Raw genomic sequence first — 14,849 nt, 5'->3', positions numbered from 1 at the left:
GGTATATTTTAAGGTACTTCAGTTGATAAATTAAAAACGGAGGTTAGCGCCGAGAGAATACTGGCGGGGCCTCGGGTAACCACCAGGGTCAAATCCGGAATAGGTTTCCGGATTCAGTCCCGAATACTTTGTCACGTAGGCAACGTTGTACATACTTGCGAATACGTTCAGACCGGTTGCATAGATCTTCTTAAGCAAATGCGAAGGAAGGTCATAAGAAAGCGTGATCTCGCGCAATGCCAGGAAGTCGCCTTTCTCATACATTACTGATACATCGGAATTGTAACTGCTGTTGTTTCCGAGTGGCGCATTACGCAGGTAGTTGCGTTGGCCGAAGTCGAAATCTGCAAAAGAGAAGCGTGCATATTTTCTCCCGGCATCACCCTGGTTCTTCCATACATCTGCGCCAAGCGCCTGTGTTGGAGCGCCTTCATTGAATGCCCTGCCCTGGCCAAGTGAACGTGCCAGCGCGCCATTGCTGATTATATGTCCCATTGCGTAGTCTGCATTAACGCGCAATGAGATTCCTTTGTAGCTGAACGTGTTCTGGATACCACCGATCTTGTCAGGGTTCCGGTAACCAAAGAACACCTGGTCCTTAGTATCGATAACGCCGTCGCCATTCACATCATCGAAGATGAAATCGCCACCATGCTTTCCGATAATGATGCCCTGCGGAGAAGCGAGGTTATCCTTGATGCGGGAGTTCCATTCTGCTGCTTCTTCATCTGTTGCAAACACACCCAATACGCGGTATCCATAGATGGCATATGGTCTTTCACCTTCTGCCAGTCCACCTGCTTCCACTTCTGATTTTGAACCATGGTCGTAGATTATACCACCACCCTGGCGATTTTTCTCTCGGCCATTATCAGGTAGCTTTGTGATGGTTGTCCGATTGAACGCAAATGATAGGTTCGTTTCCCACCTGAATGCTCCTGATTTGATGACAGTTGCTCCAAGTTCTATCTCCACGCCGCGGTTCAGCAATTCGCCGTTATTGTAGATAATGGATGTGAACGGTGATTCTGATGGAAGTGGCTTGGATGTCAGCCTGTCTTTTGTGAGTTTGTTATAATAATCAACGGTAAGGTTAATCCGGCTGTTGAAGAGTGATACATCGATTGCGAGATCTGTCGTTACAGTTGATTCCCAACGCAGGTTTGGATTCGACAGGCTTGCCCTCAGGATGCCCGGGAACATGGCATATGTGGCCGAGGTATAGTTGCCATATGTATCGGTGATGCTCAGGTCACTGAGACCTGCACTTCCCCAGCTGGCCCTTAGTTTGAGCGCATTGACCAGTTTGCTGTTCCAGAAATTTTCCCTGTCTACGTTCCAGCCTGCCGATAAGGATGGGAACAGCGCATATTTGTTCTGGGGCGCGAAATTGGAAAATCCATCTTTACGCAATGTTCCGCCAAGCATGTATTTCAACTGGTAATCATAACTGAACTGGCCGAAGAAACTGGCCGACCTCGTTTCACCCAGACGTGTGGCAAAATCCACCACATTGCTGAATACCGAACCATTGATGACAGTAGTGGTTGGTTCGTCGATCGTAAAGATATAATCATTTGATGCCCGCTGCGAACCCATGTCTTTTGTGTGGTTCGTGTTTTTGGTGAAGTTCATGCCCACCAGTGTGGTGAAGCGGTGATCTGAAGCAATGCTGAAATCGTATTGCAGCACCTGGTCAATCATCAGTTGGCGCGAGTTGTTGGTATAGTCATCCTTCCAACGCTGCATGGAAGGCTGGATCTCGTCGGATGGAGTCGCCTTGCGCATGAACAGTTCGGTGTAATCGTTCAGCATGTAAGAGAATGACGGTTTGTAATGCAGACCCCTTGTAATAGTAAGATCGCCACCAACGCGGGTCACGAAACGCTCGGTTGCCGTACGCATATCATCATATTTGAGGGAGTGGAAACGGTTCCTTACGGTGTACAATTCTCCGGGCATTGGGTTGCCATCATCCTTGAATGTCCTGATGAGCGGTGTGATACGGATTCCCCTTACGAGATCGTTCTGGTATGCATCAACATAGTTGGGCAGGACATTCTGATAGTTCACCATGAAGTCGAGCTTCAGGTTTTTGGAAGCACGGTATCCGAAGTTACCCAGTGCATTGTAACGCTGGTATTTTGTGCCCACAAAGATGCCGGCCTGGTTGGTATACCCCATCGAGAAATTGTAATCGGCCTTATCGGTTCCACCGCTCAAAGTAATGTTGTCATTATTGCTGATGCCGGTTTGCCAGAGCATGTCCTGGTACTGGTTGTCTGCATACAACAGCTTGGTGCCTGGGTTGATTGGGTCGTCCATCACGCGCCAGCCGCGTGACAACAGGTTGTCAATGTACTGCTGCCCTTCTACCTGCAGGATATTGTCATACAGTGCAGTCAGGTTGATATTTTTTCCATACTCACCGGGTTTGGTGTAAACCCGGGTGCCTGCGGAGAATCCACCGCGGTAGAGCAGGTTGTCTTTATCGATGGGGTCAGCTGTGTTGGCGACTGTTACCCGTGCAAGACGCAGGTATTCTTCGGCAGACAGGTAATCGTAGTCGCGGGCCTGTGTTTCCCAGGTTGTGCGGTGATTCAGCGATACTGTCATTTTGGAATTGAGTTTCCCTTTTTTGGTTCTGATCACGATAACACCATTGGCGCCTCTTGCACCATAGATGGCGGTGGATGCAGCGTCTTTCATCACCTGCATGGATTCGATATCGTCAGGGTTTACGTCGTTCATCGAGCGGAATACGCCATCTATGACTACGAGTGGATTGCTGCCGTCGGAAGCGCCTACTGCACTGCCGTTATTGTTACCAAGTCCCGAACCGTAAACATTGGGTTTGGTGCCACCACGGATGATAATATTCGTGGCGCCGATACCAGGTTGTCCCTGGCTGATGGGAACAGACACACCCGCTATTTTTCCCTGCAGGGCCTGAACGGGGTTAGGGTTGGGGTTGTTCTTCAGTTCATCAGGACCGAGTTTGGAGATGGATGCGGTGTTCTTTTTGGTGGACTGCTGCGTATACCCGATCACCACTACGTCGTTCAGGGCGGAGGGACTTTCGGTAAGGGCCACCTGCAGATCCGTGTCCTTGTCAAGTACTATTTCCTTTGGGGAATAACCTAGGCGCGTGAATACAAGTATTCCGCCTGTTCCGTTGATGGCGATACTGAATTTTCCTTTGCTGTCGGTGGTAGTGCCGGTGGTGGTATTCTTAAGGACCACGCTTACCCTGTCGACCGGGTCGTTGGAAGAGGATTCCGTAACTGTTCCTGTGATAACTCTGGTTGTTTGCCCGTTTGCCTGGAAAAGAAGGAGCAGGCAAACGACTAAACAGGGGAAAAATTTCATAAGCAACCGTTTTAGTCTATTAGTAGTTATGTACTACATAACAAAACTAAACAGGATTTTTACACTGCCAAATTTTTTCCCTGTAATCCGGCATTAAATTTTTGCGGGGCGTTTGGGTGTCTTCTTTTGCAGCCTGTCGAAATGCGGCTGGAGGTGTGCGAGCATGCCTTCCTTGAAATCTTCCTTGGTTCCCTTTTTCAGGATGTTAACGAGATCCATATGTGAAACCTTACCGCGGATCGGCTTTTCTTCCTGCGTAATGACATAAGCGAAAATAGGCAGCAACATTGTCTGGAATCGTTTCAGGGTATTGTTTTTCGTCATCTCGTAAAGTTTGCCGTGAAATGCGATTTCATTCTGTACCCTGAATTTATTGCTTGATTTTTCTGCCACTGCAATCTTCTCCAGTTCTTCGATCTCCTTGTCTGTCTTGCGGATGTAGAGCAGGTCAGCGAGACCAGTCTCCAGCACAAGCCTGAGTTCGAAGATGTCCTGGAGTGTAACATCATCGATGATCAATGGATCCAGTACCTTTTCAAATGCGCCCAGGATATCAGGGTTTGACATGGTCATTCCCTTTTTCTTTTTCGTTTCAACGATCCCCAGCATCCGGAACCTGCTTAGGGCTTCGCGTACCACATTCCGGCTTACACCCAGCGCCTGTGCGAGTTCCACTTCAGTTGGCAGCGAATCACCGGGCTTGAATGATTGTGTCCTGAAATATTCCCGGAGGCGGGCTTCAACAACTTCCGCCATGGTTTGGGTGGAGATAGGTCTAATGGAATCCAACAGGTTATTTTCCTGCATATGGTCTGGTTAATTGTATTTGTCCTACAAAAGAATGATTTTACAGCGAAACCGGCAAAATCAAATTATTATTCCCAGACGGTAAAAAATGAAATAACTTATAACTATAACTGAAAGAGTGGTCCACCCCGCCACAGTCAATATTGTTGAAGTGTTAAGTCAGCTTCTGCGAGCCCTGAAACCAATTGCAGAAGTCAATGGCCTTCTGTTGCATTTCGAAGCGGCAGACAGGGAGATCGTTATTTCCTGCAGGCCCGATATCATTGTACATGACGTCACCGACCTGGTATGCAATATCATTAGTTATACACTTCCGGGCAATTCTATCACTGTAGGAATTTTAAAGGAAAAAGAGGGGCTACAGGTGTTTATTACAAATACCGGCGTCAACCTGTATTGTGTCGCAGAGGTTACACGTAATTGTCGCCACAAAATTGTTGTGACAGGCAGCACTGAAAACAAACAGACGCGGTTTCATTTCAACCTGCCGTGTAATCTTCGGGAGGAAAGAAAGATAATAGGTCCAGAGGCAATGCCAGCCGGAAATAAGGCCATCCCGGATTTCTATAATGAAATAAGGAAGCGGCTGCGTTCCCATTTTTCAAATGCAGACACGCTGGTAGCGCAATTGTCTATTATGTATCCAAACGAAGCAGCTTTCCTGCAGAAAATTAATGCGGTAATAATTTCCAATATGGATAACATATTTTTTGACACATCGGTGCTCAGCAGGGAAATGAACATGAGCCGCACTGCACTCTTCAGGAGGTTGAAACCATTGATCCGGCAGCCGCCGGCGACTTATATCAGATCAATCCGCTTACACAGGGCAAAGGAACTTCTGGAAACAACCGACATCTCTGTCGGGGACGCCGCATTTAAAACCGGTTTCCAGACACAAAGCCATTTCAGTAAAGCCTTCGCCGAAAGTTTCGGATTTCTCCCTTCGTCTATACGTCGGAGGAACAAGGCCGCAACAAATGAATAAATCTTTGCAACAATCGGGTTAACACAAGGCCCTGGCGCAGGAGTATATTTGATTAAAACTTATTTATATGGACAACATACAGAAAAACAAGGAACTGGTAATTGAATATTTCAATGCCATAAGTGGGTTCAGGAAGACACGGGAGATCCTGGTAAAATTCCTCGCAGACCAGCACCTGATTGAGCATATTGAATTTTTTGACAGTGTTTTCCCTGCCTATGAAATCTTTGCGGATGAAATCACTGCAGAAGGAAACCGGGTGGTAGTGAGGGCCAGGGTAAAAGGGCGTCATGAAGGTGAACTGAATGGTATTCCGCCCACGCACAAAAGTGTGGACTTCCCATTTGCCATAGGTTATGAAATAGAAAATAATAAAATCATCAATCATTGGCTGATTGCCGATCAGATGGCATTAATGGAGCAGTTGGGGGTAATGAATGCGGTGGCAGAATCTTAAAATTCATTTTTTCATAATCATCACTCTCGTCTTCCGGAGATGCCTTGCTGCTCTTTCCCGAAGTTGTTCGTGATGGATGAACCATCCGGCAAATGCCCCTATAACACTGCCGACTGCTATTTCCAGCATGCGGGCAGGGATCAGCACATTCGGGTCGGTTGTCATTGCGCTGCCTGCTTCGGCCAGAAAAATGGTAAGCGGGGTTATAAAAACAACGGCAAGTCCATAGTGCCGCACGATCAGCATTTCGACCATAAACTGTAATACAAATATGCTGATGCATATGAACAGCGGTGTAATTGGTAAGTGAAGGATCAGCCATGTAATACCGAGGCCAACAAATGTGCCCAGGATCCGGTGCAGGCTGCGTTGCCATACATGGTGAAGGGAAACTCCCTGTAATACGGCAAGACATGAAATTGGTACCCAATAAGGATTCTGCCATTTGAGCAGGTGTGCGATCACTAATGAAAGCCCCATAAAGACTCCCATTATCGCCGATTCAACTGTATTGTGATATGGCTTCCTTTTTATCTGGATGACTTCGGTCCCGGCCGGTATCCGGCGTACGATATAAAGGCTGTAAGTAAAGGCCAACACACATGCAAGCATGGTACCCATTCCAACAATACCAACTTTCGCCGGAATGGTTGCAGCATCAAAAGGATTACAGCTTGCGATGGCGGCGATCATGATAAAGAAGAAACTTCCAGGCGGTTTCATTCTGAAATAATTGGCTACCCATTGAATGGCGAAGCTCAGCACACCGAATACAATGGAAGAAACGATCTCGTTAAAACTGAAAATAATGCCGGTAGTGAAGCAAACCAAAATACCGAAAGAACAGGCAAGCATGGTGATCATGCGATGTGCGACAGTTGATGCAGGAAGATAAAGTATGACCAATGCCGCTGTGCTGGCAAGGATACCATATCGCAATTGACCAAAATAGAGACCTGCTGCCAATGGAATTCCTGCGCAAAGGGATGCAAGTAGCGGGATATGCCATAATCTTTCCGTTTGTCGTACCTCAAACAGCGAATCCAGCAATTTTGCCCAGGCAGGACTTTTGTTCATGGGCCGAAATTATAGGAATCATTACACTTTGCGGCGCTGCCTGATGAAGATCAGGATGCGCGATGATTGCAGTCAGCGTGTTCCTCATTTTTTTATCGGAATTTCCTGTTTATTAAAAAGGCACACATGAAAACGACGAAACTGCTCTGGTGCGGGATCCTGTCTTCATTGCTTTACGTGGTTATGAATATCCTGTGCGACATCAGGTATGAGGGATATAATTCTGCCTCCCAGACTGTCAGTGAACTTTCTGCAATTGGCTCACCGGTAAGGTCGCTTTGGGTATCTTTTGCTGTTGTGCATTCGCTGCTGGGTATAGCTTTCGGCCTGGGTGTATGGTTGTCGGCTAAGAACACCTGGTTGCAGCTGGCCGGAATCCTGTTGGTAGCCAATTCTATTATAGGTGTCTTCTGGCCTCCCATGCACCAGAGGGAGGTTCTGGCAGCAGGTGGTGGAACCCTCACAGATACTTTACATATTGTGTTTACAATCATCAGCGTTTCGGTGATGATGGTTGTGATGGTATTAAGCGCCGTATGCCTGGATAAACCATTCCGGGTTTATTCCGCTGTTTCCCTGCTTGTAATGTTGGTGTTTGGGATCGTGACGGCGTTGCAAAGTCCGGATATGGAAGCCAATTTGTCAACTCCGTTGATAGGTGTCTGGGAACGTATCAGTATCGGCGCATACATGCTATGGATTGTTGTATTGGCTAGAAAGATGATAAGATATAACCCATTGCAGCTCCACCCAATATCACAAAAGCAGTATTGAACTTCGGAAATGCAATTGTAACCCCAAATCCTGAAAAAGCGATCAGGATAGTTCGCCAGTCGACTATCGATGCTTTTATCATATCCACACATACTGCCAGGATTATTGCTACTGCAGCAATATTGACTGCGTCAAGGAATGCAGACATTGATGTCGACTTGCGTAATTTCGGGATCAGGGGATTCAGAAGCGCAACAAACAAAAATGATGGAAGAAAGATGCCGGCGGTGGCAGCTACTGCGCCGGGAAATCCGCCTATCTGCCAGCCAATGGAAGTAGCGGATGAAAAAACCGGTCCCGGGGTGAACTGTCCTACTGCAATTGCGTCTACCAGGGTGGTTCGGGTAAGCATTCCTGTATCAACCAATTCGGCATCGAGAAAAGCGAATAGAACATATCCGCTACCATAAAGTATTGAGCCGATTTTTAAAAATATCCAGAACAATTTCCACGCATGGGAACCGGCAGTGAAAGCTGGTACCTGATACAGGAAAAAAGGAACTATTCCCAGGGCAGATCTTTTGCCTGCTTTTATTAAATGGATTCCTATTCCTGTTACGCCCGCACCAAAGAGCACGTAAATTTCGTTGACACCAGTAAGCACCAGAACAGCAGCAGTTACTCCCAGGATTCCCAGCTCAAATGATTTGAGCGCTTTTTTACCAAGGGTTATCATCAGGGAAATAATTACGCCGATTACGGCGGGTTTAATTCCATAAATGAAAAGTTCCACCTGCGGTAACTTTCCGTATTGCTGGTACAGCCAGGCGAATACTCCTGTAATGATCACTGCCGGAAGGATAAAACAGGTACCCGCTACGATCAACCCTTTATAGCCGGCACGCTCATGACCGCAGTGCATGGTCATTTCCGTGGAATTCGGCCCGGGTATCAGGTTGGTGGCTCCAACAAGGTCGAGAAAATGTTCATGGGTAAACCATTTTCGCTTTCTTACGACTTCCTCTTCCATCATGGCAATATGAACTGCCGGTCCGCCAAACCCAATGGTCCCGAGCTTCAGGAATAGTTTTGCAAGTTCAATGAGCCGTGATGATTGTTTATCCTGCATGGTATAAAAATAACTGCCCGCAATATATTGCGGGCAGTTATCAGGAATTGTTTTTAACAAACTGGTTATTTCCAGCCACCGCCGAGTGCCTGGTAAATATTCACCATGGCCGACATCTGCTGTTTCCTTGTTTCAACCAGCTCAAATTTGGAGTCAAGCGCATCACGCTGGGTTAATAAAACCTCCATGTAATCCGCTCTTGCTGATTTGAACAAGTCGTTTGAGATCTCGATGGATTGCGTGAGTGCATCCACCTGCTTCGATTTCAGGTCGTACTTTTTTTCGAGGTTGCCGATCTTCGCCAGCTGATTGGCCACTTCAAAATAAGCATTCACAATGCTGCGCTCATAATTAAACACTGCCTGTACCTGCCGGGCATTTGCATTATAATAATCCGCTTTGATAGCATTCCGGTTGATCAGTGGCGCAGCCAGGTCGCCTGCAAGTGAATACAACAGCGACTCCGGCGTTTTCAGCAGGTATGAGGGGTTGAATGCCTGGTACCCCAGCGACGCGGAGATCCCCACCGAAGGAAAGAATCGTGCCCTTGCTACTTTAACATCAAGCTTTGTTGCAGCCAGCTCCAGCTCATAGCGCCGGATATCGGGACGATTTGACAGTAGCTGCGAAGGGATCCCTGCATGGATATTTGTCGGTGCCAGGGTATCGAAAGCATGTTGATTCCTGGCAATTGGCTGGGGATGCCTGCCGAGAAGAAAATTAATCCGGTTCTCCGTCTCGGTGATCTGTTGCATGATGTCGTACTGCAGACTTGTGGTATGCAGCACCTCCGCTTCGAATTTTCGCACTGCAAGTTCTGTTACCCGCGTCGCCTCTTTCTGGAATTTTACGATCTCCAACGCGTTTCGCTGGATCTCAATATTCTGCTTTACGATCTCCAGTTCGTTATCCAGGGCCACGAGTTCATAGTAAGAGTTGGCAACTTCTGCAACAAGGTTAGTAACCAGGAAGTTCTTGCCTTCGATGGAAGACAGGTACCTGTCCACGGCAGCTTTCTTGGCGTTGCGCAGTTTATGCCAGATATCGAGTTCCCACGATGCATATGCGGCAACCAGCTGGTCGGTGAGTGGCTCCGGCATTTCTTTTCCTGGTTTGATCTCCGTCGTGGCTTCCATTGCTCCGCGACTGGTATATCTTCCCACCTTCTCCACACCTGTTCCCACTTTAACCCCGACGAAAGGCAGGTATTCACCTTTCCTTGCGCGGATCTCGTTCCGGCTGATCTCGATTTCCTGTAAGGTGATATTAAGTTCCTGGTTGTTCCTGAGGGCCGTATCAATCAGCGCTGCCAGGTTAGGATCAGTGAAATATTCCTTCCAGGGCATCTTAGCCGTATTAGAAGATGAATCTCCTGGTTGGGCATATGCTGAAGGAGAGGAGGTATTCTCTGTCTTTACTGTTACAGCCGGGATCTTACAGGCTGCAAAAGCGATGATCAAGAGTCCGGTTCCCAGGTATTTTATTTTATTGATTTTAAACATTGTGATCAATTTCTTCAGTTAATGGATTTTCATCCTCGTCTTTAATAAGCTTTCTTCTTTCTGCTATTTTCGCGAACACGAAATACAATCCCGGGATAACAATTACACCAAAGACTGTTCCCAGCAACATCCCGCCAGCTGATGCTGCACCGATTGTACGGTTGCCGATCGCTCCCGGGCCAGTTGCAAATAGCAGTGGTACCAGTCCGGCGATAAAGGCCAGTGAAGTCATCAGGATCGGCCGGAACCTTACCCTGGCTCCTTCAACGGCAGCATCAAATATTGATTTACCTGCACGATGTTCCTGCACGGCAAACTCCACGATCAGTACGGCGTTTTTACCCAGCAGTCCGACCAGCATTACAAGTCCCACCTGCGCATAGATATCGTTTGCCAATCCCATCATCTTGATCAGGAGGAATGAACCAAACACACCTGCCGGAAGTGAGAGGATCACGGCAAGTGGCAGAACAAAACTTTCGTATTGCGCTGCGAGGATCAGGTAAACAAACATCAGTACAACGAGGAAGATGTAAATCGCTTCGTTCCCGCGGGCGGATTCATCTTTTGAAAGTCCTTCCCAATCGATGTCATACCCGCGTGGCAGCGTTTGCGCAGCTACTTCTTTGATCACCTCGATCGCTTCACCACTGCTGTAGCCTGCAGCGGGCTCTCCCCGGATTGCAGACGAAGTGTACATGTTGTAACGGGTTATCTCATTCAGTCCATGTGTCTTTTTGATCTTCATGAATGCTGAATAGGGCACCATTTCATCACGGTCGTTTTTCACATAAAGATTCATGAGGTCATCCGGCAGCGCACGGTATTCGGGTGCAGCCTGCACAAACACTTTGAAATAGGTTCCGAAACGGATGAAGCCCAGTTCGTATGAGCTTCCGATCAGGACAGACAGGTTATCCATTGCCTTGCCGATCGTTACACCTTTCTGCATTGCAGCATTATTGTCGATCTCCAGTTCGTATTGCGGGTAGTTGGCGCTGAAGAAGGTGAACAGGCCCGTCAGTTCTTTACGCTTTTTTAGCGCGGCCATGAAATCTTCATTCACTTTTTCGAGTTCCTTGTAGTCATCGTTATTCGTCTTGTCAAGCAGTCGCATGGCAAAACCTCCGGCCGCTCCATAACCTGGGACTGCAGGCGGACCGAAGAACTCGATCGTAGCACCCGGAATTTCTTTGGCCTTCACTTCCAGTTCCTCGATGATCTCGGTAACAGAGTGTTTTCGTTCCGACCATTCTTTCAGGTTGATCAGGCAGGTTCCGGCATTCGATCCGCGGCCTTCGGTCAAAACTTCGTAACCAGCGAGCGCTGATACCGATTGAATACCTTCCACGTGTTCTGCGATCTCCTGCAGCTTCCGCGCGATCTCATTCGTTCTTTCGAGCGTGGAGCCGGGCGGAGTCTGGAGGATGGCATAGATCATCCCCTGGTCTTCGTTCGGGATAAAGCCTGAAGGCAGTTTCCGGCCGATACCAAATATTCCTATACAGAATGCGACGAGTAAGCCGAAAGTGACTGTCCTGCGATGAACGATCATTTTCAACAACCCTGCATACCTGCCTGTGAGTTTGTCGAAGCCCCGGTTAAAGCTGCCGAGCAGCCTGTCGACCGGCGTTTTCTTTTTCGGTTGTCCATGGTTGTTCTTCAGGATCATCGCACAGAGTACCGGTGTAAGGGTCAACGCCACAACTCCCGATAGCACGATCGCCGTTGCCATTGTGATCGAGAACTGGCGGTAGAAGATTCCGACCGGCCCGGTCATAAATGCAACGGGTATAAAAACGGCAGCCATTACAAATGTGATGGCGACAATAGCTCCTGCTATCTCGTGCAAGACCTGTTTCGAAGCCTGGAATGGACTCAGGTGCTCGTTTTCCATTTTGGCATGCACCGCTTCGATTACGACGATGGCATTGTCGACCACAATTCCGATCGCCAGTACGAGAGCGAACAGGGTGATGAGGTTAATGGTCAGTCCGAACATCTGCATGACGAAGAATGTCCCGATAAGTGAAACCGGAACCGCGAGGGTTGGAATCAATGTGGAACGCCAGTCGCCGAGGAAGAGGAACACCACCAATGCCACAAGTATAAAAGCTTCTGCGAGTGTGTGGACCACCTTTTCAATCGAGGCGTTAAGGAAGCTGGAAACGTCGTAACTGATCTCGTATTCCATTCCCGGGGGGAAAGAGCTGCCCTTGATTTCTTCAAGTTTCGCCTTGATGTTTTTGATTACTTCACTTGCATTACTTCCATAAGTTTGTTTCAGAACGATAGCCGCGGATGGGTGGTTGTTAAGGTTTGAATAGATATCATAGTATTCACTTCCCAGTTCAACTTCTGCCACATCTTTTAGGTGAAGGACCTGCCCATCTGATTTTGCGCGGATGATTACATCCTTGTATTGATCAGGCTGGTTATATCTTCCCTGGTAGGTAAGAACGTATTCGAGAGCTTCGGAGCGCTTGCCATCACTGCGGCCCAGCCTTCCTGGTGAACCGATCACGCTCTGGTTGCCGAGCGCCTCCATCACTTCTTCCGTTGACACGTTATATGCACGCATCCGGTCAGGCTTCAGCCATACACGCATGGCGTACTGGCGGCTTCCGAGGATCTGGGCAGTTCCCACTCCTGTAACGCGCTTGAGTTCCTGAAGGATGTTCACGTTGGCATAGTTGTACAGGAACTTTTCATCTGCATGCGGATCCTTACTATAAATATTCACATACATCAGCATGTTCGGCTGAAGTATGTTCACGATGATTCCCTCCCGCTGCACGAGGATCGGCAACCTGTTTGTAACCTGTTCGATCCTGTTCTTAACGTTAACTACTGCCTGGTTGGGGTCAGTGCCGAGGTCAAACACCACCTGGATGTTGGCTTCGCCCGCACTTGTTGCATCGGAAGTCATGTATCTCATTCCCGGAACGCCGTTTACAGCTTTTTCCATTGGAATGAGCACTGATTTAACCAGTACATCTGCACTGGCGCCAGGGTACGCAACACTCACCAGTACCCGTGGTGGTGCGATGGAAGGAAATTGGGATGTGGGTAGCGTATTAATGGCCAGTATGCCCATGAACATAATGACCAGTGAGATCACTATGGCAAAGACCGGCCGCTTCATGAATATGTTGAACATTTGCTTGCTTTTTGGTTATTACTCAGTAGGTAACTTCAGGTGAGCGATTACCGAACCTGGCTCCTCGTAATCGAAGGCGATCTTGTCGTTATTTTTCACTTTACCCAATCCTTCCAAAAGGATCTTCTCGCCTTCGGCAAGTCCATCCCTGATCACGTAGAGGTCAGGCATTTCCGTCGCGATTGTTACAGGTCTCAGCTTTACAATGTGGTTGTTGTCGACCACATAGACATATTTCTTGTCCATGATTTCCAGCGTGGCTTTCTGGGGAACTATCAGGGCATCTTTCAATTGCTCCTTCACAATAATGTTTCCTGTTTCGCCATGCCGCAGGATTCCTTCAGGATTGGGGAAAGTTGCGCGGAATGCAATGTTGCCGGTTTCATTGTCGAATTCACTTTCGATCGTTTCAATTACACCCGGGTGTTTAAATAACTGGTTGTTGGCCATCAGCAGGCTTACGGGAAGCTTGCCTTTTGATTTTGCCTGGCCCTGGAGATCAAGGTATTCGCGTTCAGATACATTGAAATAGACCCACATCTTACTGTTGTCGGAAAGGCTGGTAAGCAATTCACCCTCTTCGACCAGGCTTCCGAGTTTCAGGTGCAGGCGATCTACCAGTCCATCAAATGGCGCTCTTATCTCCGTAAAATCGAGATGAACTTTTGCCAGTTCCATTTCTGCGCGGGCTTTGCCGAGTTTTGCTTTGGCCATTGCCAGTTCATTCTTCGATACGATGTTTTTATCTGTCAGCGCCTGGGTATTCTGGACTTCGATTTCGACTGCATTCACTTCTGCCTGTGCCTTCTGCAGTTCGGCTTCATAGATCCGTGGCATGATCTTGAAAAGGAGTTGTCCTTTCCGTACAAACTGTCCTTCGTCTACGAAAATATCCTGCAGGTAACCTTTCTCCTGGGCCCTGAGTTCAATGTTCCGGATCGAACGGATCTGGCATACATATTCGTTGGTAACGGTAGTGTCGGCCTTAAGCGGACTGGTAACGAGAAACTTTATTTCTTCTTCTTCTTTTACTTTTTTGGACATGCAGCTGGTGGTGCACAAAAGGGCGCACAAGCCCATGAGAATGAGCATTCTGTTCATATGAATGTGGGGGATTTAGTAAGATGTAATACGAGGCTTAACCCTTATAGCTGGTTGCTACCGGGCAAGCGGAAAAGGATGGGCAAGCAGGGAAGGGGTTGATCATATCCTGATAACCCTGATAAATATGTGCCTGAAAGTGGGAGAAATAAAAGTATTCCCGGGTGGCGGGAGTTCGGTCAGAGAGCAGTGGGTAAGGGAAAATTCGGGGGCGTAGAATGAAGCGATGAAATGATTGAATGCCTCTTTGATTCTGCGTGAGGCTCCGTGTTTATCTTCATCGTCGTCTTCTTCTTCCTGGCTTTCATTGATTACAGTTACGGAACGGTTTTGCTTCCTTCCTGAGCCGGAGTGGCCCGACCGTAGTATACCAACATGTTCCGTGCGGATATTGTAAAGGTCTGCATGTGCAGAACCTTTATTCCTGCTGAAAGTAGCATGGCGCGTTTTTTCCTGGTGCCAGTGGGCATTCAGGTGTCCTGAGCCAATGACCAGGAGAACACACAGGGATAGAAAAAATCGCACAAAAGATTTCATCGACGGGT

11 protein-coding genes are annotated in these 14,849 nt (G+C 47.9%); 3 read left to right on the top strand and 8 right to left on the bottom strand.

Features of this window, described 5'->3' with window-relative positions:
- Nucleotides 1-30: 30 nt before the first annotated feature.
- Together OI18_RS19945 and OI18_RS19940 are read right to left on the bottom strand one after the other, a co-directional pair.
- Nucleotides 31-3,369, bottom strand: a complete 3,339-nt coding sequence (locus OI18_RS19945; protein ID WP_039143127.1) for a SusC/RagA family TonB-linked outer membrane protein — start codon at nucleotides 3,367-3,369, stop codon at nucleotides 31-33.
- A 93-nt stretch (nucleotides 3,370-3,462) separates the two neighbouring features.
- A complete protein-coding gene (locus OI18_RS19940) occupies nucleotides 3,463-4,176 on the bottom strand; it encodes a FadR/GntR family transcriptional regulator (RefSeq protein ID WP_039143124.1) in 714 nt (237 codons plus the stop codon).
- Between the two features lie 151 nt (nucleotides 4,177-4,327).
- Between OI18_RS19940 and OI18_RS19935 the strand changes: the two genes are divergently transcribed.
- Together OI18_RS19935 and OI18_RS23995 are read left to right on the top strand one after the other, a co-directional pair.
- Entirely contained in the window at nucleotides 4,328-5,164 is an 837-nt protein-coding gene (locus tag OI18_RS19935; RefSeq protein WP_039143121.1) for a helix-turn-helix domain-containing protein, read from the top strand.
- A gap of 67 nt (nucleotides 5,165-5,231) precedes the next feature.
- Nucleotides 5,232-5,621: an ester cyclase gene (locus OI18_RS23995; protein WP_052273418.1), complete on the top strand. Its 390-nt coding sequence runs from the start codon at nucleotides 5,232-5,234 to the stop codon at nucleotides 5,619-5,621.
- A 3-nt stretch (nucleotides 5,622-5,624) separates the two neighbouring features.
- On the opposite strand, the gene OI18_RS19925 is transcribed toward OI18_RS23995, so the two are convergent.
- Entirely contained in the window at nucleotides 5,625-6,698 is a 1,074-nt protein-coding gene (locus OI18_RS19925; RefSeq protein WP_039143119.1) for an FUSC family protein, read from the bottom strand.
- A gap of 126 nt (nucleotides 6,699-6,824) precedes the next feature.
- Between OI18_RS19925 and OI18_RS24330 the strand changes: the two genes are divergently transcribed.
- Nucleotides 6,825-7,472 carry a DUF998 domain-containing protein gene (locus OI18_RS24330; RefSeq protein ID WP_072039053.1) on the top strand — a complete coding sequence of 216 codons (648 nt, stop codon included), beginning with the start codon at nucleotides 6,825-6,827 and terminating at the stop codon, nucleotides 7,470-7,472.
- Here OI18_RS24330 and chrA read toward each other — a convergent pair.
- From chrA to OI18_RS19895, 5 genes are all read right to left on the bottom strand, one after another.
- Nucleotides 7,411-8,541, bottom strand: coding sequence for a chromate efflux transporter (gene chrA, locus OI18_RS19915; RefSeq protein ID WP_039143203.1), 1,131 nt, complete (start codon nucleotides 8,539-8,541; stop codon nucleotides 7,411-7,413). The two genes, OI18_RS24330 and chrA, sit on opposite strands and share 62 nt — an antisense overlap.
- Nucleotides 8,542-8,606: 65 nt before the next feature.
- On the bottom strand, nucleotides 8,607-10,043 hold the full coding sequence (locus OI18_RS19910; protein ID WP_039143113.1) for a TolC family protein: 1,437 nt from the start codon (nucleotides 10,041-10,043) through the stop codon (nucleotides 8,607-8,609).
- Nucleotides 10,036-13,203: an efflux RND transporter permease subunit gene (locus tag OI18_RS19905; protein WP_039143111.1), complete on the bottom strand. Its 3,168-nt coding sequence runs from the start codon at nucleotides 13,201-13,203 to the stop codon at nucleotides 10,036-10,038. Before OI18_RS19905 ends, OI18_RS19910 begins: the two co-directional genes overlap by 8 nt.
- A gap of 18 nt (nucleotides 13,204-13,221) precedes the next feature.
- Nucleotides 13,222-14,304 carry an efflux RND transporter periplasmic adaptor subunit gene (locus tag OI18_RS19900; protein WP_039143108.1) on the bottom strand — a complete coding sequence of 361 codons (1,083 nt, stop codon included), beginning with the start codon at nucleotides 14,302-14,304 and terminating at the stop codon, nucleotides 13,222-13,224.
- 102 nt (nucleotides 14,305-14,406) lie between these two features.
- A complete protein-coding gene (locus OI18_RS19895) occupies nucleotides 14,407-14,841 on the bottom strand; it encodes a hypothetical protein (RefSeq protein ID WP_039143107.1) in 435 nt (144 codons plus the stop codon).
- Nucleotides 14,842-14,849: the final 8 nt, after the last annotated feature.

Source organism: Flavihumibacter solisilvae (assembly GCF_000814475.1).
GTDB classification, from domain to species: domain Bacteria; phylum Bacteroidota; class Bacteroidia; order Chitinophagales; family Chitinophagaceae; genus Flavihumibacter; species Flavihumibacter solisilvae.
This window is presented reverse-complemented; position numbering and strand designations above follow the sequence as displayed.